The 21,677-nt window shown below is 66.2% G+C and carries 18 protein-coding genes; 11 read left to right on the plus strand and 7 right to left on the minus strand.

Annotated features, from left to right (window positions below; all coding sequences use genetic code 11):
- The first annotated feature begins 1 nt into the window (after window position 1).
- Window positions 2-1,105, plus strand: a complete 1,104-nt coding sequence (locus APT59_RS13590; protein WP_059315341.1) for an FUSC family protein — start codon at window positions 2-4, stop codon at window positions 1,103-1,105.
- Here the strand turns inward: APT59_RS13590 and APT59_RS13595 are convergent.
- Window positions 1,045-1,545 (minus strand): hypothetical protein, encoded by a 501-nt coding sequence (locus APT59_RS13595; RefSeq protein WP_059315342.1) that lies wholly within the window; start codon window positions 1,543-1,545, stop codon window positions 1,045-1,047. The two genes, APT59_RS13590 and APT59_RS13595, sit on opposite strands and share 61 nt — an antisense overlap.
- Window positions 1,546-1,983 carry a GNAT family N-acetyltransferase gene (locus APT59_RS13600; protein WP_059315343.1) on the minus strand — a complete coding sequence of 146 codons (438 nt, stop codon included), beginning with the start codon at window positions 1,981-1,983 and terminating at the stop codon, window positions 1,546-1,548.
- Window positions 1,984-2,334: 351 nt separating this feature from the next.
- On the opposite strand from APT59_RS13600, the gene APT59_RS13605 reads away from it, so the two are divergent.
- From APT59_RS13605 to APT59_RS13625, 5 genes are all read left to right on the plus strand, one after another.
- Window positions 2,335-3,114: a transporter substrate-binding domain-containing protein gene (locus APT59_RS13605; RefSeq protein ID WP_059315344.1), complete on the plus strand. Its 780-nt coding sequence runs from the start codon at window positions 2,335-2,337 to the stop codon at window positions 3,112-3,114.
- A gap of 102 nt (window positions 3,115-3,216) precedes the next feature.
- Window positions 3,217-3,957, plus strand: coding sequence for an ABC transporter permease (locus APT59_RS13610; RefSeq protein WP_059315345.1), 741 nt, complete (start codon window positions 3,217-3,219; stop codon window positions 3,955-3,957).
- Window positions 3,954-4,664: an ABC transporter permease gene (locus APT59_RS13615; RefSeq protein ID WP_059315346.1), complete on the plus strand. Its 711-nt coding sequence runs from the start codon at window positions 3,954-3,956 to the stop codon at window positions 4,662-4,664. Before APT59_RS13610 ends, APT59_RS13615 begins: the two co-directional genes overlap by 4 nt.
- Window positions 4,665-4,701: 37 nt before the next feature.
- Window positions 4,702-5,814, plus strand: coding sequence for a succinylglutamate desuccinylase/aspartoacylase family protein (locus APT59_RS13620; protein ID WP_059315347.1), 1,113 nt, complete (start codon window positions 4,702-4,704; stop codon window positions 5,812-5,814).
- Window positions 5,815-5,848: 34 nt separating this feature from the next.
- Complete coding sequence (locus APT59_RS13625; protein ID WP_059315348.1) at window positions 5,849-6,613, plus strand: ABC transporter ATP-binding protein; 765 nt, start codon at window positions 5,849-5,851, stop codon at window positions 6,611-6,613.
- 86 nt (window positions 6,614-6,699) lie between these two features.
- On the opposite strand, the gene APT59_RS22780 is transcribed toward APT59_RS13625, so the two are convergent.
- Window positions 6,700-6,831 carry a hypothetical protein gene (locus APT59_RS22780; RefSeq protein ID WP_257721099.1) on the minus strand — a complete coding sequence of 44 codons (132 nt, stop codon included), beginning with the start codon at window positions 6,829-6,831 and terminating at the stop codon, window positions 6,700-6,702.
- A 469-nt stretch (window positions 6,832-7,300) separates the two neighbouring features.
- On the opposite strand from APT59_RS22780, the gene APT59_RS13630 reads away from it, so the two are divergent.
- Window positions 7,301-8,026 carry a TorF family putative porin gene (locus APT59_RS13630; RefSeq protein WP_059315349.1) on the plus strand — a complete coding sequence of 242 codons (726 nt, stop codon included), beginning with the start codon at window positions 7,301-7,303 and terminating at the stop codon, window positions 8,024-8,026.
- Between the two features lie 16 nt (window positions 8,027-8,042).
- Here the strand turns inward: APT59_RS13630 and APT59_RS13635 are convergent, their stop codons facing one another.
- Together APT59_RS13635 and APT59_RS13640 are read right to left on the minus strand one after the other, a co-directional pair.
- The gene (locus APT59_RS13635) at window positions 8,043-12,386 is read right to left on the minus strand and encodes a DEAD/DEAH box helicase (RefSeq protein WP_059315350.1); all 4,344 of its coding nucleotides are present in this window, start codon (window positions 12,384-12,386) and stop codon (window positions 8,043-8,045) included.
- Window positions 12,387-12,617: 231 nt separating this feature from the next.
- Window positions 12,618-13,562, minus strand: coding sequence for an NAD(P)-dependent oxidoreductase (locus APT59_RS13640; RefSeq protein ID WP_059316904.1), 945 nt, complete (start codon window positions 13,560-13,562; stop codon window positions 12,618-12,620).
- Between the two features lie 207 nt (window positions 13,563-13,769).
- On the opposite strand from APT59_RS13640, the gene APT59_RS13645 reads away from it, so the two are divergent.
- The 4 genes from APT59_RS13645 to APT59_RS13660 all read left to right on the plus strand — a co-directional run bounded on the left by APT59_RS13645 (window position 13,770) and on the right by APT59_RS13660 (window position 19,283).
- Entirely contained in the window at window positions 13,770-14,999 is a 1,230-nt protein-coding gene (locus tag APT59_RS13645) for a maltoporin (protein WP_059315351.1), read from the plus strand.
- A 98-nt stretch (window positions 15,000-15,097) separates the two neighbouring features.
- The gene (gene egtB / locus APT59_RS13650) at window positions 15,098-16,381 is read left to right on the plus strand and encodes an ergothioneine biosynthesis protein EgtB (RefSeq protein WP_059315352.1); all 1,284 of its coding nucleotides are present in this window, start codon (window positions 15,098-15,100) and stop codon (window positions 16,379-16,381) included.
- A 3-nt stretch (window positions 16,382-16,384) separates the two neighbouring features.
- Window positions 16,385-17,347 (plus strand): L-histidine N(alpha)-methyltransferase, encoded by a 963-nt coding sequence (gene egtD / locus APT59_RS13655; protein WP_059315353.1) that lies wholly within the window; start codon window positions 16,385-16,387, stop codon window positions 17,345-17,347.
- Between the two features lie 103 nt (window positions 17,348-17,450).
- Complete coding sequence (locus APT59_RS13660) at window positions 17,451-19,283, plus strand: GGDEF and EAL domain-containing protein (RefSeq protein ID WP_059315354.1); 1,833 nt, start codon at window positions 17,451-17,453, stop codon at window positions 19,281-19,283.
- Between the two features lie 48 nt (window positions 19,284-19,331).
- Here the strand turns inward: APT59_RS13660 and APT59_RS13665 are convergent, their stop codons facing one another.
- Complete coding sequence (locus APT59_RS13665; protein ID WP_059315355.1) at window positions 19,332-20,651, minus strand: DEAD/DEAH box helicase; 1,320 nt, start codon at window positions 20,649-20,651, stop codon at window positions 19,332-19,334.
- A gap of 51 nt (window positions 20,652-20,702) precedes the next feature.
- Complete coding sequence (gene prmB, locus APT59_RS13670; RefSeq protein ID WP_059315356.1) at window positions 20,703-21,617, minus strand: 50S ribosomal protein L3 N(5)-glutamine methyltransferase; 915 nt, start codon at window positions 21,615-21,617, stop codon at window positions 20,703-20,705.
- Window positions 21,618-21,677: the final 60 nt, after the last annotated feature.

Raw genomic sequence — 21,677 nt, forward strand, 5'->3', positions numbered from 1 at the left:
CATGGCAGGCCAGTCACCCCCTCCTGTTGCCGATGGCGCCATAGGCGCGCCTCAGGAGCCCCGCTGGGCCCTGGCGCTGGCCTGTCTGCCGGCGCTGGCGGTGATCCTGCTCACCGGATGGTGGACCGGTGCCTGGCTACCCTGCGTGGTGGCCCTCGGTGGCGCCTACACGGTCGGCTTCGGCGCCTACAAGAGCTTTGCCGCCGAACCCCTGGCGCCCATGCTGGTGGCTGCCCTGGGCATGGCCTGTTCGGCGGTGGTCGGCTCGTTGCTCGGTCATCAGCTACCGGCGCTGGTGCTCGTCGGCGCCCTTTGGGCAGCCTGCTGCGCCTGGCTGTTCGCCGTCGGCAACGGCCCCTGGTGGATCACCCAGCAATGGACCGTGGCCCTGCTGGTGGCCGGTGGCTTTCCAGGCGACCTGCAGCAGGCGGTCTGGCGCGGCGGCCTGGTGCTCGCCGGCGGCCTGCTGCAACTGGCGCTCTTCGCCCTCCTGCAAAAGGCACTCTACCGCTCCCAATGGCGCCTGCGTACCGGCTCGCTCAGGACCCACCTGCGCGAGGTGGTGGTGCTATTCGAGGACAGATTCCGCCTTGGCCGCTATGGCTTCTATGCCGCCGCCGTGGTCGCCCTTTGCCAGATCCTGACCGGCCTGCTCGATTATGGTCATGGCTACTGGGCCCCCATGACCGCCCTGCTGGTGCTCAAGCCACGGCTGGGCGACACCTGGCGCCGTGGGCTGGGTCGACTGGGCGGCACCCTGGCCGGCTGCCTGCTGGCGGGCGCGGTGGTCTGGCTCGACAACACGCCCCTCGTCCTGGCTGGTGCCTGCCTGCTGTGCGCGGCGGGCGCCTATCTGCTGCAGGACGGACGCTATTCATGGCAGACCCTGTTCATCACCGGCACCACGGTGCTGATGGTCGCCTTGGCGGGTGCTCCCGAAGCCAGCATCGCCCTGGAACGCCTGGGCAGTACTCTGCTCGGAGGCGGCGTGGCCCTGCTCTTTCTTGCCCTGGAAGCCGGCGTCGAGCGTGCGCTTGCACGGCTTCAACGTGATCGGCGGGTGCGCCAGGCGAATACCGCCAAGCCGACCAGGGCGCCCAGGTAGCTGCCATCGTGCATCCAGGCCGCCAGCAGGAAACCTCGGCTATGCCGCACGCAAGCGGGTACCTGCTGCATACGACCCAGGTCCAGGGCGACCCAGCCCAGGGCCCGGCCTAGCAAGGCGAAGGCCAGGGCGCCAAGCAAGACAGCGCCGATCCCGCGCCAGAGACCTCGATCAGCGGCAGCACGCCGGTGGGTCAGCCAGAGCAGAACCAGCCCCAAGGGCAGTCCTGCGGCCGCCCCGGCCAGCACCCCGACCTGCGCGGCCCGCCAACGTGGCGCCACCTCCGAATCGAGCAGGCCGAACTGGGGGAATTTCAGACAGCTGAAGTATTCCGGACCTATGCCATAGCTGAGCTGGTCATGCAGCGCGCCATAGAGTGCGGCCAAGGCTACCAAGGCCAGCAGGCGCGCCAGTTGCCGGACCAGCCCCGGGGCGGTCATCTAGCCCAGCTCCTTATGGAAGCTGTGCAGCCCAGTCCCCAGAGGTCGCGGCAGATAGCCGCAGTGCCGGTAGCCGCAGCGCTCATAGAAGGCAGCCGCCTGCGCAGTGCGCAGATAGGCCACCCGGGCACCTTGGGCGCGGGCATGGTCTTCCGCCTGTTGCAGCAACCGCCTGCCCAGGCCTCGCTGACGATAGGCCTCGTCCACCCAGAGCACCTCGATCTCCAGGCCCTGCCAGAACACCCGGCCGAGCACGCCCGCGATGACGCGATTGGCCTCTGTGATTACAAGCTGCAGGGGAAGATCGGCTGATTCGTCCGCCAACAGCGGATGCTGGGCGCTGACGAAGGCCTGAAAACCCTGAGCGACCGCCGCGACCTGGGCAGTCGTCGCCACCTGGATCGCGCCGGAAGCCACCCCGTTTTGCCCCTTGGTCATCCGGTCTTCCTCCCGTTTCCTTTGCACACAGCCGCAGTGGATGATTGCTACCTAACGGAGACGGCCTCTATTGCAACGGGCTCTTCTGCTACCTTTCTGCCCACCTTTGGCGCAGCCGTGTCTTTTTAGACCCAAAGCGGTGCACTCGTCCGCCCCAGGCAGGAAAGCCGCGCCGTTCCGGTGCATAATGCGCGCCGCTCGATGCGGCTGGCTGCTACAGGATGTAAACAACGCGGCAACCGCGTATAGATTTGGGACGATCTTCGCCGACTGGTAAGCTTATTGCTCCCGCGAGGGCACGGACGTCGTAATGGCGCCATGATTTCATCCACATTCGCTCTAGGATCCGACATGAAAAAAAGCTGGCTGACTCTCTCTGCGCTCGCCCTGTGTCTGGCCGCCGGTTCGGCGATGGCCAAGGAATGGAAAGAGATCCGCTTCGGTGTGGACACCACCTACCCACCGTTCGAATCCCAGGCCGCCGATGGCAGCTTCGTCGGCTTCGACATCGAGCTGGGCAACGCCATCTGCGAAAAGCTGGCGGTGAAGTGCAAGTGGGTGGTGAGTGACTTCGACGGCCTGATCCCTGGCCTGCGCGCGCGCAAGTTCGATGGCATCCTGTCCTCGCTGACCAAGACCCCGGCGCGTGCCGAGCAAATCGACTTCTCCGACCTGCTGTGGTCGGGCCCCTCCTCCATGGTCGTCAAGGAAGGTTCCAACCTGCAGGCCACCGCGGAAAGCCTGAAGGGCAAGACCGTGGGCGTGCAGCAGGGCACCATCCAGGAGACCTTCGCCAAGCAGAAGCTGGCGCCCAATGGCGTCAACGTGCAGAGCTACCAGAACCAGGATCAGGTCTACGCCGACCTGGTGTCGGGCCGTATCGACGTCGCTATGCAGGACATGCTGCAGGCCGAAGGTGGCTTCATGAAATCGCCCCAGGGCAAGGGCTACGTCAACACCGCCATCCACGACGAGCTGCTGCCGGCCGATACCGCCGTCGGTATCCGCAAGGGCAACGACGAGTTCAAGACCTTCGTCAACAAGGGCATCGCGGCCATCCACGCCGACGGTACCTACGACAAGATCCAGAAGAAGTACTTTGGCGACCTGAACCTCTACGATCCCAAGTAAGGTCGGTTCGGCAGACGCCCCTGGTGCCACCGGGGGCGTTTTACGTATGACCGCCGGCGCTCGCCGCGCCCGCGGACTCACCAGGCGATTCCCCCAAGACGCATGCAGCAGAATTCCTTCGACTCCTTCTTGCAGTCCATCGGACTGGGCACGCTCAGCCTGCATGGCTACGGCCCGCTGATCCTGGAAGGCACCCTGACGACCCTCAAGCTCGCCGGCTTCGCGCTGGTAGTGGCGGTCATCCTCGGCCTGCTCGGCGCCTCGGCCAAGCTGTCGCGCTTCACGCCCCTGCGCTTCATCGCGCAGAGCTACACGACCCTGATCCGCGGTGTACCGGACCTGGTGCTGATGCTGCTGATCTTCTACAGCCTGCAGAACTGGCTGGGCGCTCTCACCGACTACATGGGCTGGGACTACATCGACATCGATCCCATGGCCGCCGGTATCGCCACCCTCGGTTTCATCTACGGCGCCTACTTCACCGAGACCTTTCGCGGCGCCATCCTCGCCGTGCCGCGCGGCCAGGGCGAGGCCGCCCTGGCCTACGGCCTGAACCGCTGGCAGACCTTCACCCTGATCACCTTCCCGCAGATGATGAGATTCGCCCTGCCCGGCATCGGCAACAACTGGCAGGTACTGCTCAAGGCCACCGCGCTGGTCTCCATCATCGGCCTGGCGGACCTGGTGCGTGCCTCCCAGGAAGCCGGTAAGGGGACCTTCAAGCTGTTCTACTTCCTGATCGTCGCCGGCGTCATCTACCTGCTCATCACCGCCGTGACCAATGCCATCCTCGGTGCCCTGGAACGGCGCTATCACGTCGGCGTGCGGGAGGCTAAGCGATGATCGAACTCCTGCAGCAATACTGGAAACCCCTGCTGTGGACCGATGGCTACCACATCACCGGCCTGGCCATGACCCTCTGGCTGCTGGTGGCCTCGGTGGTGATCGGCTTCCTGGTCTCGGTGCCCTTGTCGGTGGCGCGGGTATCCGAACGGCGCTGGCTGCGCTGGCCCATCGGCTTCTACACCTATGTCTTCCGCGGCACCCCGCTCTATCTGCAGTTGCTGATCTGCTACACCGGCATCTACAGCCTGGGTTTCGTGCGCGACCAGCCACTGCTCGGCAGTTTCTTCCGTGACGGCCTGAACTGCACCATCCTGGCCTTCGCCCTGAACACCTGCGCCTACACCACCGAGATCTTTGCCGGGGCCATCCGCAACACCCCCCACGGCGAAGTCGAGGCGGCCAAGGCCTACGGCCTGGACGGCTGGCGGCTGTACGTGCACGTGATCCTGCCCTCGGCGCTGCGCCGGTCGCTGCCCTTCTACAGCAACGAAGTCATCATGATGCTGCACTCCACCACCCTGGCCTTCACCGCCACGGTGCCGGATCTGCTCAAGATCGCCCGCGACGCCAACACCGCGACCTTCCTGACCTTCCAGGCCTTTGGCCTGGCCGCGTTGATGTACCTGGCGGTGTCCTTCATCCTGATCGGCCTGTTCCGCCTCGCGGAACGCCGCTGGCTGGCCTTCCTCGGCCCGACCCACTGACCCAAGCGGCCGCGTCCTGCGCGGCCCCGGAGTAGTCATGCGCCATCTCACCCATCAGCTGGTCGCCCCGGTTCCGGGCACCGAGCGCAGCATTCACAGCTTCCACTTCGGCCCCACTGACAGTGGCCGCAAGGTCTATATCCAAGCTTCGCTGCATGCCGACGAATTGCCCGGCATGCTGACTGCCTGGCACCTCAAGCAGCGCCTCAAGGCGCTCGACGCCGCGGGCGAGCTGCTGGCGGAAGTGGTGCTGGTGCCCGTGGCCAACCCCATCGGCCAGGACCAGCAGGTGGCCGACGTCCACCTGGGTCGCTACGAGCTGGAGACCGGCCAGAACTTCAACCGCCGGTTTCGCGACATGACCGCCCAGGTCGAAGCCGCCGTCGCCGAGCGCCTGGGTGACGACATCGCCACCAACCAGGCCCTGGTGCGCGAGGCCTTCCGCACGGCCCTGGCCGCGGAAACCGCTACCACCCAGCTCGACAGCCAACGCCTGACCCTGCAGCGCCTGGCCTGCGACGCCGAGGTGGTGCTCGACCTGCACTGTGACTTCGACGCCGTGGCCCACCTCTACACCACGCCGGAAGCCTGGCCCCAGGTGGAGCCGCTGGCACGCTATTTCGGCTCGCAGGCCAGCCTGCTCGCCACCGACTCGGGCGGCCAGTCCTTTGACGAATGCTTCACCCTGCTCTGGTGGAACCTCAACCAGCGCTTCGGCGAGCGCCTGCCGATGGGCAGCCTGTCGGTGACCCTGGAGCTGCGCGGTCAGCTGGACGTGCGCGATGAGCTCGCCGGTCCGGATGCCGATGCCATCATCCATTACCTGCGTCATCAGGGCTTCGTGAGCGGCCAGGCGGCTCCCCTGCCGCCGCTGCTGGAGCCTGCCACGCCGCTGGCGGCCGTCGAGCCCGTGGCAACCTCCCAGGGTGGCGTGCTGGTACTCAAGGCCCAGGTGGGCGAGCGCATAGAGGTGGGCCAGGTGCTGGCGCAGGTCATCGACCCCATCAGTGATCGCGTGGAGGAGGTACGCAGTGCGGTCGCCGGTATCCTCTATGCGCGCTCCAATCGCCGCATGGCCACGGCCGGCATGGTGATCGCCCATGTGGCGGGCACCGAGGCCTATCGCAGCGGCTACCTGCTCTCGCCGTGACCCCTATTCCTTTTCAGCTGTGGAATCCCTATCCATGTACAAACTGACCGTCGAAGGCCTGCACAAGCGTTACGGCGACCACGAAGTGCTCAAGGGCGTCTCGCTCAAGGCCAAGACCGGCGATGTGGTCAGCCTGATCGGCGCCAGCGGCTCCGGCAAGAGCACCTTCCTGCGCTGCATCAACTTCCTCGAGCAGCCCAACGCCGTGACCATGACCCTGGACGGCGAGACCATCCGCATGGCCGATGACCATGGCGCGGTGCGGGTGGCCGATGCGGCTCAGCTGCAGAATCTGCGTACCCGCCTGGCCATGGTCTTCCAGCACTTCAATCTCTGGAGCCACTTGAGCGTGCTGGACAACATCACCCTGGCGCCACGCAAGGCTCTGGGTGTCGGCAAGGCGGAAGCCGAAGACCGCGCACGCAAGTACCTGGAGAAGGTCGGTCTGGCAGCAAGGGTCGCCGATCAGTACCCGGCGTTCCTGTCCGGTGGCCAGCAGCAACGGGTCGCCATCGCCCGTGCCCTGGCGATGGAGCCGGAGATCATGCTGTTCGACGAGCCCACTTCCGCGCTCGATCCGGAGCTGGTCGGCGAAGTGCTCAAGGTCATCCGCGCTCTCGCGGAAGAAGGTCGCACCATGCTCATGGTGACCCACGAGATGGCCTTTGCCCGGGAGGTATCGTCTCAGGTGCTGTTTCTGCACCAGGGTGTGGTGGAAGAAGAAGGTCCGCCGAGCGATGTGCTGGTCAATCCGCGCAGTGAGCGGCTACGACAATTCCTCAGCGGCAATCTCAAGTGACCTCAGGTCCCTGTCGAGGGGCCGCCGCGCGAACCTGGCGCCCTTGGGCTTTCAGGTCCGCGCCCGATCACGCTTGAACGCGTCGCTCAGCGACGCTGTTGCTCGTGGCGACGCTGAGCCGCCAACCGCTCGCGCTCCTGGCTGCGAATCGGGATGGCCTTTACCAGGCCGAAACGGGCAAACAGGTCCAGCACCAAGGCTTGTATACGGTCGTTCATGAAAACTCCTCGAGCCAGTGCTCTATCAGGGACAGCCACGTCGGGACGGGCCTTGCTGCCCGTCACCTAAGATATTGAGTCTTCCGCTGCCGATTCAATCCACCAGGCCGCGGTTGTTCGTCGTAATGGCCCTACGCTTTGTCAAAAAGTATGTCCTCAGGCCTGGCAGCCAGGATTTCATCCGCACCACCCTGCCAGTTGGTGTGTCGATGATTATTGTTGGAACCCATATCAAATTCGCCTGTCTGGTTACTCTTGGCGAGTTCAATGGATGATCCGGAAACTGACGAATGGTGAAAAAAACCCAGCTTCGTTGGTTATCATCCAATGGCGATAACGGGTTAGCCGTGGTTTCTCATCTAATAACAACGATGCCATCAAGGTGGTTGCACCCTGGTGTTCTCCCTGCTTGTTGTTATCCCCATCACATCTCCATCAATTGCGCTATCGGCACAGCAGGAGTGCTTACATGACCAGATCCTTACCTCTACTCCTCATCCTCGGACTCCTGACGAGCCCGGCGATGGCTGCCAGCTGGGGCATGCAGCGTGAAGTGGGGGATTTCGATCTGAAGATGAGCACGGCGCCCTCACGCAGCATGGCCCAAGGCCTGGTCGCCCCTAACTCCGCCGGCATGGGTGGTGGCTTCGATCTCACCCACGACAGCGGCCTGTACTTCGGCCAGTGGACGACCAACAACGCCTCGTCCGCCGAAGCGCCGCTGCTGGAGATGGACACCTACGCCGGCTACAAGCATCGCTTCGCCCCCGGCTATGGCTACGAACTGGGTGTGATCAACTACAGCAACCTGATCCAGAACGTCGATCCCAGCCGCGAGCTCTATTCCGGCATGACCGTCTACGGCAAGCGCCTGGGCGCGGCCTTCGCCAACGATCCGGGCCGCCACAACGCCTCGGTCTATGCCGACCTGGGTACCCTGCCCCTGATCAAGACCGGCGTATCGCTCAAGTACACCAATTACGTGCTGGATGTGCCCTCTACTCTCGACAGCGGTGGCATGGTGCGCAGCTTCAACGACTGGTCGGTGAATCTGAGCCGCAAGTGGGTGAACACCCTGTTCAACCTGACCTATAGCGGTACCAGCCTGAGAGGCGCCGACTGCTCGGTGTATTCGGGCCACAACACCTACTGCGACAGTGCCCTCATGCTCAAGGCCTCGCACCCCTTCTTCTAAACGCCACGGCTGTCCGCTACTGCCGCAACAGACTGCGCCCAAGCCCCACCTGGGGACGCTCCCGCCCCAGTTGCTGCAGAGCCTGACGCGCCCGCACCTGCTCCCCGGCCTCCAGCTCGACCAGCCAATTGACCTTCGCCCCTACCCGGGTGGCGATGGGTACGCCATCGCGATAGAGCAGGCGATTGCCAGCCACGGCAGGCACCTTGGCGCCCGGCAGCAGGGTGCCGACCAGATTGAGCGGATCGAGCGCCGACACGCATACCCATAGATCCTCCGGCGGGCGCTGGCGCCATTCCCGCAAGGGTGCGATGGCCGCCGGATCGGCGAACTGCTCGCCGGACAGGCCGGCGATGAAGCGACCGCCCCGGATCTCGCCACGGGCTTCCAGACGATGGCAGGCGCGCAAAAGATCGCGCCAGGGGGGCAACACCTCGCTCTCACGCTGCAGCAGCTGCCAGCAGAGCACGCCATAGCGGCGCAGCAACAGCCAGACCAACCGCTCCAGCAGGGCATCCGGCAACCGCTCCTCGGTAGGGCCCTCGGCCAGTCGCAAGGCCGCCCAGCGCCCGGCGTCGTCCATGCCGCCATAGAGAGGCATTCGCCCGCGGCGCAGACCGGTGCGGCTGCCGCGCTTGGCTGCTGGTAGCAACAGGGCGCGCAGACCGGCGAAGCTGTCGGCGTTGACCGCGCCCATACCAACCAGCTCGCCCAGGGCCGTTTCCAGCTCGCTGCGCAAGAGGCGCGCCTCGCCGAGCAGCTCATCGAAGAAGGAGGCACCGCGACGCGTGAGCACCTCCAGCACCCGCTGCCCCTTGGGCGACAGGGCCTCGGCCAGCGGGGGCGTGGTGAGGCTGTTCCAGTCGGCGAGATGACGTCGGGGCAGCAGGACGATGGGTGAGCCCTTGACCGGGCCGCCGCCACCGCGTCCGGGTTGCGGCAGGCGCAGCCAGACGACCCGGCCAGCGCGGCAGAGATCATCGAGGTGGGTAAACTGGTAATCCGGTAGACGACTGGGAAGGACCTCCCCTTCCCAGCCCGCGGCGGCGACCTCGAAGCCTTCCAGCAGGCCGATGACCTGTTCCAGGCCTTCTCCGCCCCTCAGGGTCGCCAGACCGGCCAGATGGTGATGCTCCAGCAGGAACCTCAGGTAGTCGGCCAGCGCCACCGGCTCGATGGCCTTGCGCAGGCGTCCCAGGGTATAGCGATGGATGCGCGCCAGCAGGTGGCGCTCGCACCACTCCACCGCGCCGTCCGCCTCGGTAAAGCGCCCCTGCAAGACGTAGCCTTCGCTCTGCAGCACCAGCAGCGCCGGGGTGAGGCGCTCTGGCGGCAGGCCGAGGCTCGCGGCCAACGGACGCTGGTCCACCGGCCCAAGGGCGGTGAGGCGTGCGCGCAAGAGCTCCACCAGTGCCGTTTCAGGATCCGCAGGCGCCTTGAATCCGGGCGGCGGGCTGAGCGGCGGCTCCGTGGAGGCCTCGGGAAACAGCACCTGAAAGAGCGGCAGGCGCTCGGCCGCGATCCACAGGGTCGCCTCCGGCAGCCGCAGGCAACCGGCTCGGCCGGCCTTGACCAGCTGGCGGACCTGGGACTGGTGCCGCGTCAGCTCGGCCTCGGTGAGAAAGCCCACACCCAGCAGGGCTTCGTGCAGATCATCCGCCGTCTCCAGGCGTGGCCAGGCTTCGTCGCGCACCAGGGCGATGGCGGCGGGATCCAGGGCGCCCAGCTCGTCGGGATCGGCGCCGCCGAAGCGACGATTCTGCACCGCCAGCGTCCGCCGCTCCTCGACCGGGGCGTCGTCCAGATAGGCATAGGGCTTGGCCGTGAGTACTTCGGCAGCCAGCGGCGACGGCCCGGGCAGATCGCGGGTCAGCAGGGTCAATTGCCCACCGGTGATGCGCGCCAGCAGGGCCAGCCAGCCGCGGCTGTCGAGGGATTCGTGCAGGCAGTCATCCAGGGTCTGGCGGACCAGTGGATGGTCTGGCACCTGACGCTCGCCCACGAGATTCTCCAGACAGGCGACCTGGTCGGGAAAGACCGTGGCTAGGAGGTCTTCGCTGCGCATGCGTTGCACCTGGGTAGCCACCTTGCGCCCGGCACTGAAGCGCGGCAGCGCCAGCGCCGTGGTGGCGTTCCAGCGCCAGCGCACGGCGAACAGTGGCGCATCGAGCAGGGCCTGGACCAGCACGGTCTCGGCGGTGGCCGGATGCAGGTAGCGCCAGACCTCGTCGAGCACGAAGCTGTGGCTCGTCGCCAGCGAGAGGATCAGGGCGTTCTCCGTGGCTGCTGCTTGCAGCTCCACATTGAAGTTGCGGCAGAATCTCTTGCGCAGGGCCAGGCCCCAGGCGCGGTTGATGCGGCTGCCAAAGGGGGCATGGATGATCAGCTGCATGCCGCCGGCCTGGTCGAAGAAGCGCTCCATCACTAGCGTCTGCTGCGTCGGTAGCGCACCCAGCGCCTGCCGGGCACGACCCAGATAGTCCACCAACTGGCGGGCGGCACCCTCCTCCAGCTCATAGGCCGCGCCGATGCGGGCGATGGCCGGTTCCGGTGGCTCGTCGGTGCCGGGCAGCAGCGGTTCGAGTTCCGCCCGCAGCCGCGCCAGGCCCGCCGACAACTCGTCGCTGCGCCCCGGCGCCTCACCGTGCCAGAAGGGAATGTTGGGCGGCTGCCCCTTGGCGTCTTCCACCCGCACCTTGCTGCCTTCGATCTTGATGATGCGGTAAGCAGTGTTGCCAAGCTGAAAGACGTCGCCTACCAGGCTTTCGAAGGCGAAATCCTCGTTGACGCTGCCCACCGTATGGCCCTGGGGCTCCAACAGCACGCTGAAATCACCACTCTCGGGGATGGTGCCGCCGCTCATCACCGCCGTGGCCTTGCCGCCGCGCCGACCGCGTAGCAGGCCATTGACCGCATCCCGGTGCACATAGGCGGCACGCGGCCCGCGGCGATCCGTATAGCCCTGGCTGAGCATCTCCACGACCGCGGTATAGTCCGCCTCTTCGAGAGCGGCATAGGGTTCGGCCTGGCGTAGCACGGCCAGCAGCGCTGTCTCCGACCACTCCTGGCAGGCCACCTCGGCCACCAGTTGCTGGGCCAGGACATCCAGCGGTGCCTGGGGGATGTGCAGGGTGTCCAGTTCGCCCCGGCGCACGCAATCAAGCAGCGCGACGCATTCCACCAGATCGTCGCGCGAGGTGGGAAACAGTCGTCCCTTGGGCAGGCCGCCGACCTGGTGATTGGCGCGCCCGACCCGCTGCAGAAAGGCGGCGATGGAGCCTGGCGAGCCGATCTGGCAGACCAGGTCGACATCACCGATGTCGATGCCCAGTTCCAGGGAAGCGGTCGCCAGCAGCAGGCGCAATTCGCCGCGCTTGAGGCGCTGCTCCGCATCCAGCCGCTGCTCCTTGGCCAGGCTGCCATGGTGGGCGGCGACCTGGCCATTACCGAGGCGATCCGAGAGCTGACGCGCCATGCGCTCGGCCAGGCGCCGCGTGTTGACGAACACCAGGGTGGTGCGGTGTGCCTCGGCCAGTTCGGCGAGGCGGTCGTAGACCAGCTCCCAGGCGTGGGTGGAGAGCATCGCCTCCAGGGGAACGGGGGGCACCTCCAGGGCCAGATCGCGAGCACGCTGGTGGCCGATGTCGACCACCGTACAGGGTCGTGCCTGCCCCTTGGCATCGCGCCCGACCAGAAAGGCGGCGACGGCGGCCAGGGGTTTCTGGGTAGCGGACAAGCCGATGCGTTGCAGTGGACGCCCCGCCAAGGCCTCCAGTCGCGCCAGGCTCAGCGTCAGGTGACTGCCGCGCTTGCCGTCGGCAATGGCGTGGATCTCGTCGACGATCACACCGCGGACGCTACCCAGCATCCGCCGCCCGGAATCCGAGCCGAGCAGCACATAGAGGGACTCGGGCGTGGTGACCAGGAGGTGCGGCGGCCGCCGACGCATCGCCGCCCGCTCCTTTTGTGGCGTATCCCCCGTCCGCACCGCCGTGCGTAACCCCAAGGGCGGTAAATCCCGCGCCTCCAGCGCTGCACTGATGCCGGCCAGGGGTTCTTCGAGATTGAGACGGATGTCGTTGGACAGAGCCTTGAGCGGTGACACATAGAGCCAGAGGCAGGTCTCGGGCAGGCCGCCTTCCCGCAACGCCTCCTGCACCAGGCCATCCAGCACGGCGAAGAAGGCGGTCAGCGTCTTGCCCGAGCCGGTGGGGGCCGCCACCAGCACCGAGGCGCCGGCGCGAATGGCCGGCCAGGCCTGCAGCTGCGCCTCGGTCGGAGCGGGAAAGCGCGTCGTGAACCAGCTGCGCGGCGCGTCGTGAAAGTCCGCCAGGACGGCGGCAGGCGATATCGAGGTCATGAGCCAAATATGGGAGTGGCCATCAGGGGCCACAACCCAAGCCGACCGGCGGCGAATAAGAGCCTGTTTAAAGTCTAGTGAGCTAGAGCCAAACAAGGCGAAGAGACCTGAGGAAGCGGACCGGGCTCGCGTGCGAGTTTACGAGTGGTAAATGAGCATTCCGACCGGGCTGGCGATCCAGGGTGTATTCAACGCCGTTTGGCCGACGCGCAGCAGACTTTTAACAGGCTCTCAGGCGATGCGATTGCGCAACTCGCCCCCCTCCAGCATGGCTTCGAGGTTGGCCAGCATCACCTGTTGCTGGGCCTGTTGGGCCGAAGCCGCATTGGCCGCGACATGGGGGCTGAGCACCAGGTTGGGCTGCTGGCGCAGGCGCTCGGGCACCTCGGGTTCGCGGGCGAAGACATCCAGCGCCGCGCCGGCGATCACCCCCTGCTCCAAGGCGTCGGCCAGGGCCTCTTCGTCGACCACGCTGCCACGAGAGATATTGACCAGGTGGCCTTCGGCGCCGAGTGCGACCAGGACCTCGGTATCCACCGCGCCCACAGTCTCGGCGCTGGCGCGGACCGCTACCACCAGCACATCGCTCCAGCGCGCCAGCTCCAATAGGCTGCCGTGGTAGGCATAGTCCAGCCCCGTGCGTGGCGAGCGATTGAAGTAGCCGATCTCCATGTCGAAAGCCTCGCCGCGGCGGGCGATGCGCCGACCGATCTCGCCCAGGCCATAGATGCCCAGTCGGCGCCCGGCCAGGCCCGGAACCTGGGGCATGCGCTCGACGGCGTTGCCCTGCCAGCGGCCGCTGCGGACGAAGGCATCGCCCTGCAACAGGCGGCGAGCGCTGGCCAGGATCAGGCCAAAGGTGAATTCAGCCACGGCGGTGGCATTGGCGTCACCGGCGGTGGTCACGGCGATGCCACGTTCGCGACAGGCTGCCAGCTCCACGCCCTCGTAGCCGGTGCCATAGCAGGCTACCAGGCGCAGTGCCGGAAGCGCGTCCAGCAAAGCCGCGCGGGTCGGCAGGCCGCCAATGGTCAGCAGGGCCACCGCCTCCTGGGCGCCGGCAGGCAAAGCGGCGGGATCCGCGGAAGGAAAGGGGCCCAGTACCCGGTAGCGGGCTTCGAGCTGGGTAACCAGTCCCTGGGGCAATTGCGGGGCCATCAGCAGCGTCGGTTTCATCTTGTAATACTTTACCTGGCCAAAAAACCCAGCGTCGCCAGCGGAGGGCATGGTCGTCAACCATTCTCTTTAGGCCGCCGCTTTCAGCCTGGCCCACCATGGCATCGACGCTACTCCAAGTCCTTGATAGGAGTAGCTTTTCGCGCAACTTGTCGACCTGACGCCAGGTCCGATCGGCGTTCGCCAACCACAGAGGGATTTTTTGGGATGAGTAGAGTTCTCCGCCAGGCCGGCACCGCCTCCTGCCTTGCCTTGCTTGCCAGCAGCCTGCCGCTGACCGCCATGGCGCTGGAATTCAACGGCTACGGACGGGTAGGCGTCGGTGGCGCCGACACGGGCGGCAAGCAGAGCTGCTTCCAACTGCCCGGCGCACCGGCCAAGTACCGTTTGGGTAACGAATGCGAGACCTACTGGGAACTCGAACTGCACCAGACGCTGTACAAGGGCGTCGATGGCACCGAACTCAAGGTGCACGGCATGGCCAGCCTCTACAACGTCTACGACCAGACGCCCACCTTCAGCGGCGACAACGGCAACGTGCGCCTGCCGCAGATCTGGACCAGCCTCAGCCTGCCGGCGCTCAACGGTGGCGGCGTCTGGGCCGGCCGGCGCTACTACAAGCGCCACGACATCCATATCAACGACTTCTACTACTGGAATCCGAGTGGCACCGGCTTCGGCATCGAGGACTACGGCCTGGGCGACAGCGGTGTGCGGTTGAGCTACGCCTTCAGTCGGGAAGACAACATCAACCAGCCGGACAAGGCCAACCGCCATGACCTCAACCTCGGCGGCATCAAGACCAACCCTGGCGGCGAAATCGAACTGGGGTTGTCCTATATCCAGCGCGCCGGCCAGGTAGAGGGCGCTCACAGCGGCCGGTCAGCCACCGCCGAGCACAAGCAGGCGCAATTCTTCGGTGGGGTCAACGTCTTCACCGTGCAGTATGGTCGTGGCCCCGGAACCGGGCTGGGCGCCACCGGTAGCCTGACCGCGGATCAGGAATATGAAAGCCTGCGTATCCTCGAATCGCCGCGCTGGCAGATCACGCCACGCTTCGGCGGCCAATTGCTGGCGCTCTACCAGCGCGACCGGGCGCCGGGCGACGGTGGCCAGACCTGGTATTCCTTCGGCGTGCGCCCCAGCTATGCCTTCACCCGGCTGTTCAAGCTGCAGGTGGAATTCGGCCATGACCAGATCCATCCGGACAGCGGCGCCACCCGTACCCTGAACAAGGTCACCGTCGCGCCGACGCTGGCCCTGGGCGGCATGGGCCTGATGGACCGCCCGGAGATCCGCCTCTACTGGACCTATGCCAGCTGGAACCGTGGCGCCCAGGACGCTGCGGTAGCCGGCACGGCACTATCCGACAGCGGTGCCTTCGGCGATGCCCGCCACGGCAACAACTTCGGCGTGCAGCTGGAAACCTGGTGGTAGAGACCGGCAAGCGAGACCGCCCGTCATAACCGGGCGAACTAAACTTATGCCGCCCGGTCGGTTTCCTGACCACAGGAAGACCGATCAGGGAGACCGTCATGAATCCTCTCGCCCGCGAACTGCCCGCCGCGAGCCATACCGCTGCCACCCCGCTGGAGCGTTTTCGGCGGGTCCGGGCCGCCAGCGAGGCGCTCTGTGCGCCCCTGACCACCGAAGACTACGTGATCCAGAGCATGGCCGACGTCAGCCCGCCGAAATGGCATCTGGCGCACGTTACCTGGTTCTTCGAGGCCTTTATCCTCAAGCCCTTCCTGAAGGGCTACCAGACGCTCAATCCCGCCTACGACTACCTGTTCAACTCCTACTACGAAACCCACGGCAAGCCCTTTCCCCGGGCGGCTCGTGGGCATCTGTCACGCCCAGGCGTGGACGACGTCTATCGCTTCCGCGCGGCCGTGGACGAGGCCATGGCCGAGCTGCTCAGCGCCCCGCCGGCCGAACACGCCGCCGAGATCGCGCGGCGCCTGGAACTGGGGCTGCACCACGAGCAGCAGCACCAGGAACTGCTGCTCATGGACATCAAGCACATCCTGGCGCAGAACCCGTTGCATCCGGTCTATCGCGCCGACCTGGCCGAGGGCAGCACGCGCCAGGTCACGTCCCTGGGCTGGGAGACGCACCCGGGTGGCGTCCGTCATGTCGGCCATGGCGGCGAAGGCTTCGCCTTCGATTGCGAGACCCCGGTCCACCGGCAGTTCGTCGATGACTTCCAGCTGGCCGATCGCCTGGTCACCAATGCCGAATACCTGGCGTTCATCGAAGACAACGGCTATGGCCGCAGCGACCTCTGGCTGTCCGACGGCGCGGCGGCCATCCGCAGCCTCGGCTGGCAGGCGCCGCTGTACTGGCAGAAGCTGGATGGTGTCTGGCACCACTTCACCCTGGGCGGCCTGACCCCCGTCGACCCCGCGGCGCCGGTCTGCCACCTGAGTTTCTACGAAGCCGATGCCTATGCCAGTTGGGCCGGTGCCCGCCTGCCCACCGAGGCGGAGTGGGAAACCGTGGCAGCCCGCCAGCCGATCCTGGGCAATTTCGTCGAGCAGGACCGTCTGCAACCGGTCGCCAGCGAAGGCCAGGGCATGCGCCAACTGTTCGGCGATGTCTGGGAATGGACCGGCAGCGCCTTCCGCCCCTACCCCGGCTTTAAGCCACTTCCAGGTAGCCTGGGCGAATACAACGGCAAGTTCATGTCCGGTCAGATGGTGCTGCGCGGTGGCTGTTGCGCCACCCCACAGGACCATGTGCGTGCCACCTACCGCAACTTCTTCTATCCCACCATGCGCTGGCAGTTCTCCGGCCTGCGTCTGGCCAGAGAGGTCTGACCCATGGCCCTTGCCGTGCGCTTCTTCGATCAGCAGCCGGTGGCCAGCGCCGGCACCTCGCTGCGGGACGATGTGCTCCAGGGCTTCGCCCAGACCCCCAAGGCGTTGTCGCCCAAGTACTTCTACGATCAGCGCGGCTCGGAGCTGTTCGAGGCAATCACCCAGCAGCCCGAGTACTACCCTACCCGTACCGAAGAGAAAATCCTCGCCACGGCGGCCGGCGAGATCGCTCGGCTGGCCGGCCGGGACGCCGCGCTGGTCGAGCTGGGCAGTGGCGCCAGTCGCAAGGTGCGCCTGCTGCTGGAAGCCATGCGCCCGGCGGGTTACCTGGGCATCGACATCTCGCGGGAATTCCTGCTCAGCAGCACGCAGCGCCTGGCTGCTGACTATCCCTGGCTGGATGTGAGTGCCGCTTGCGCCGATTTCAGTCGGCCGATGACCCTGCCCGACAGCCTCGACGGCCTGCGGCCCATCGCTTTTTTTCCGGGTTCGAGCATCGGCAATTTCACCCCCGAGGAAGCCGGCGTTTTCCTCGGCAATCTGCACCGGATGCTGCCGGCTACTGGCGGCCTGCTGATCGGGGTGGACCTGATCAAGGACCGGGCCCGACTGGATGCGGCCTACAACGACGCCGCCGGAGTCACCGCGGACTTCAATCTCAACCTGCTGCGGCGCATCCGCCGTGAACTGGATACCGACCTGGATCCGGCACGCTTTCGCCATCTGGCCTTCTTCGAGCCCATCGCCTCGCGCATCGAGATGCATCTGGTCAGTACCCGCGACCAGACCGTGCGTCTGGAAGGCGAGAGCTTCACCTTCCACGAAGGCGAACGGCTCCATACCGAAAACTCCTACAAATACAGCCTGGAAAGCTTTCGCGCCCTCGCCGAAAACGCCGGCTTCAGACAGATACAGGTATGGACCGACCCGGCCCGGTTGTTCGCCGTTTTCTACTTCGCCGCCTAGACCGCTGGAGGTACCGGCGGTCGTGATGCAACCAACAAGGGAACTCTCGATCCGATCACGCTCTAAGTAGCAATCTGCTACTACAGCGCACCGAGACGTTGCTATGGAGCCTGCTCCACTCACTGCGGCCAATGAACGCCAGCGTCTTGCACTGCTGCGTGATCTTGCCTTGATCGATCGTCCCTCCGACCGTGCCTTCCAGGATCTCACCGACCTCTGCGCACGACTGTTCGACGTCCCCTACGCCATGATCTGCTTTCTCGATGGCCAGCAGGTCCACTGCCGGGCCACGGTGGGCTGCATGCCCTTTACCGTGCCGCGCTCCCAGTCGTTCTGCCAGCACCTGCAGGAAACCTCCCTGCCGCTGCAGGTGGAAGACGCCCGCAGCGATGCGCGCTTCGCCGATCTGAAGGTGGTCAAGGAGGAGCCGAACATCCGTTTCTATCTGGGCGCACCGCTACGCACGGCCGAAGGCCTGATGCTGGGCAGCCTGTGCCTGTTCGATTCGGCACCCCGGGCCGCCCTGCCTCAGGACCGCCTGCTGGCACTGCAGCAACTGGCGGCGCTGGCGGCCCAGCACATCGAGCTGCTGCGTACCGAGGCCTTCTGGGACCCGGTCACCCAGCTGCCCAATGGCCAGCGCTTCATCGAGGACGCCGAAGCCCTGACCCGCCAGGGCACCCGGGTGGTCGCGGTGGCGGCCGACCTGTTCGCCCAGAGCTATCTCAACGACTTCATCAAGGCCATGGGCCAGGCGCACTTCGATGGCCTGCAGCGCGCCATCAAGCAGCACCTGCGCCGCCTGCTGCCGTCCGACCAGCCGCTGTATCGGCTGGGCGCCGCGCGCTTCGGCTTTCTCCTGCACGACGCCGACGAGGCCGCCCAACGGGACCTGCTCGAACGTCTGCAGCACGAGCTGACCGGGGTGCTGGATTACAACGGCATTCCTATCCAGAGCCGCCTCGGTCTGGGGGTGATGTCCCTGACCGACGACCATCCTACCGACTGGCTACGCGCCCTGATCGCCACCGCGGATGACGCCCGCGCCGAAATGCGCGGCTGCCGGCACTTCGATCCGCAACACGACGCCAGCTACCGCCGCGCCTTCGCCCTGCTCAGCGCCCTGCCCCAGGCCCTGCGTGCGGATGACCAGTTGAGCCTGGTCTATCAGCCGCGTATCGACCTGTCCACGGGGCGCTGCCAGAGCGTCGAGGCCCTGCTGCGCTGGGAGCATCCGCACCTGGGACCGATCAGCCCAGCGGAATTCATTCCCCTGGCGGAAAAGACCGCGCTGATCACCGCCTTGAGTCGCTGGGTGATGCAGAACGCCATCAGCCAGGCCTATGCCTGGCAGCGCGAGGGTCGCGGCCTGGGTGTGGCGATCAACATCTCCGCCCATGACCTCAACGATCCGGACTTCACCGACCAGACCACCGCGCTGTTGCGGCGCTATCCGGTCAATGCTCGGCGTCTGGAGCTGGAGGTCACCGAGAATGCCCTGCTGGGCGATGCGGCGCTGATCCACCGCCAACTGGCCGCCTTGCGCGAGCTGGGCATAGGGATCGCCATCGATGACTTCGGCACCGGCTACAACAACCTCTCGCACCTGCGTGAACTGCCGGCCGATACCATCAAGATCGACCGCAGCTTCATCCGCGAGCTAACCCATCGCACCAAGGACCGGCTGATCGTGAGTTCCCTGATCGAGCTGTCCCATCAGCTGGGCTTTCGCATCACCGCCGAAGGGATCGAGACCGCAGAAGCGCTGGCCAGCCTGCTGGCCATGGGCTGCGACGAGGGCCAGGGCTTCTGGATCGGCAAACCCATGCCAGAACCGGAGCTACAGGCCTGGCTGCTGGTCCAGCAACCGGATCTGCAGCGGCCGACCCGTCGCGCGACGGTCTTCCAGCTGTTCGACAACACCGCCAAGCACTAGCCTGCCCTGCCGTGCGTGAGCGGTACCCGCCTCACGCACGGCGCCGGATCACTCCTGGGTGCGCTTGCGCGGCGGCGCGAAGCCGTCGGCCGAGGTCGGCACCAGGGCACCGGGACGACGCTCGGACTTGGGTTTGGCCTTGGTCTTGGCCTTGCCGTCCTTCTTGCCCTCGGTCTTTTTCTTCTTGACGCCAGCGGCCTTGCCCGAGGCCTTGAGCTTTTTCGGACCGTTGTAGCTGGCCTTGAGGCCTGGCAGCTGACGACGCTCGAATCTCAGCTTGAGATAGCGCTCGATGCTGGACATCAGGTTCCAGTCGCCATGGGTGACGAAGGAGATCGCCGTACCCGCCTCGCCCGCGCGACCAGTACGGCCGATGCGGTGGACGTATTCGTCGCCACTGCGCGGCAGGTCGTAGTTGATCACCAGGTCGAGGCCTTCGACGTCCAGGCCGCGGGCGGCCACGTCGGTGGCGATCAGCACCTTGACCGCACCGCTCTGCAGCCGCTCGACGGCCAGCTTGCGGTCCTTGGTGTCCTTGTCGCCATGCAGCACGAAGACCTTGAGGCCCTCGGCCACCAGGCGGCCGGTCAGGCGATCGGCCTGCACCTTGGTGTTGGTGAAGACGATGGCCTTGCGGTAGGTCTCGTTGGCCAGCAGCCACTGCAGCAGGCGCTCCTTGTGCGGCGGCTCGTCGGCCAGGATCACCTGTTGCACCACGGCTTCGTTCAGTTCGCCGGTACGGTCCAGCATGAGATTCTGCGGCTCGCGCAGGACCTGCTCGACCACCTGGCGCAGACTGTTGCCGCCGCTGGTAGCGGAGAACAGCAGGGTCTGGCGACCCTCGCGCTCGCAGCTCGCGGCGATCTGCAGCACGTCCTCGGAGAAGCCCATGTCGAGCATGCGGTCGGCTTCGTCGAGCACCAGCATCTCGATGTCTTTCAGGTTCACGTTGCCGGCGTTGCGCTGCTCCAGCAGGCGACCGGGGGTGGCCACCAGGATCTCCGGATTCTTGCGCAGGCCGGCGGCCTGGACGCGGAAGTCCTCGCCGCCGATCACCACGCCGGCCTTGAGAAAGGTGAACTGGCCGAAGCGTTCGATTTCCTTGGCGGTCTGCTGGGCCAGCTCGCGGGTCGGCAGCAGGATCAGCGCACGGGCCCCCGACCGGGGTTGGGGATCCTTGAGCAGGCGATCCAGCAGCGGCAACAGAAAGGCCGCGGTCTTGCCGCTGCCGGTCCGGGCGGTGACACGCAGGTCGTGACCTTCCAGGGCCGGGCCGACGGCAGCGGCCTGGACCGGAGTGGGCGTCTTGAAGCCCAGGGTATCGAGGGCCTTGAGCAGGCGCTCGTGCAGAGCGAGTTCGGTAAACACGGGTAGACCTCGGTAAAGAAAGGGCGGCCGCCGCGGGGCGACCGCGGGTGATCAGGGGACCAGACGGCTGCGGAACAGCGCCTGGTGCTCGCGGCATTGGGCGGCGGCGAGCAGGAAGACGCCATGGCCGCCGCGCTCGAATTCGAGCCAGGTGAAATCGACTTCCGGATAGAGCGCCTCGACGTGGACCTGGCTGTTGCCCACCTCCACGATCAGGATGCCCTGCTCGGTGAGGTGATCGGCCGCTTCGGCCAGCATGCGTCGCACCAGGTCCAGGCCGTCGTCGCCACAGGCCAGGCCCAGCGCGGGTTCGTGCTGGTACTCGGCCGGCATGTCGGCGAAGTCCTCGGCATCCACATAGGGCGGGTTGCTGACGATCAGGTCGAAGCGCTGCCCCGGCAGGCCGGCGAAGCCATCGCCCTGCACGGTATAGACGCGTTCCTCCAGCCCGTGCCGCTCGATGTTCTGCCAGGCCACTTCCAGGGCGTCGTAGGACAGATCACCCAAGGCCACCTCGGCCTCGGGGAAGGCATAGGCGCAGGCGATGCCGATGCAGCCCGAGCCGGTGCAGAGATCGAGGATGCGCGCCGGCGTGGCTGGTAGCCAGGGCGCGAATTGCGCTTCGATCAGCTCGCCGATGGGCGAGCGCGGCACCAACACCCGCTCGTCGACGGTGAACGGCAAGCCGCAGAACCAGGCCTCGCCAAGCAGATAGGCGGTGGGCACCCGCTCCTGGATGCGCTTGTGCAGCAGCACGCCCAGTTCGTAGCGCTCGTCGTCTTCCAGGGCGCAGTCCAGGTAGCGGTCGGCGGTGTCCCAGGGCAGATGCACGGCGCCCAGCACCAGGGCGCGGGCCTCGTCCCAGGCGTTGTCATGGCCATGGCCGAAGAACAGCTCTTCGGCATGGAAGCGGCTGACGGCCCAGCGGATGTGGTCGCGCAAGGTGCGCAGGCGGGATTCGCTCATGAAAGGCTCCGGATGATCAGCCGCGCATTCTAACCCGCGCCCGGTCCGGCTGCAGGAACT

This window comes from Pseudomonas oryzihabitans, assembly GCF_001518815.1.
In the GTDB taxonomy this organism is placed as follows: Bacteria; Pseudomonadota; Gammaproteobacteria; order Pseudomonadales; family Pseudomonadaceae; genus Chryseomonas; species Chryseomonas oryzihabitans_E.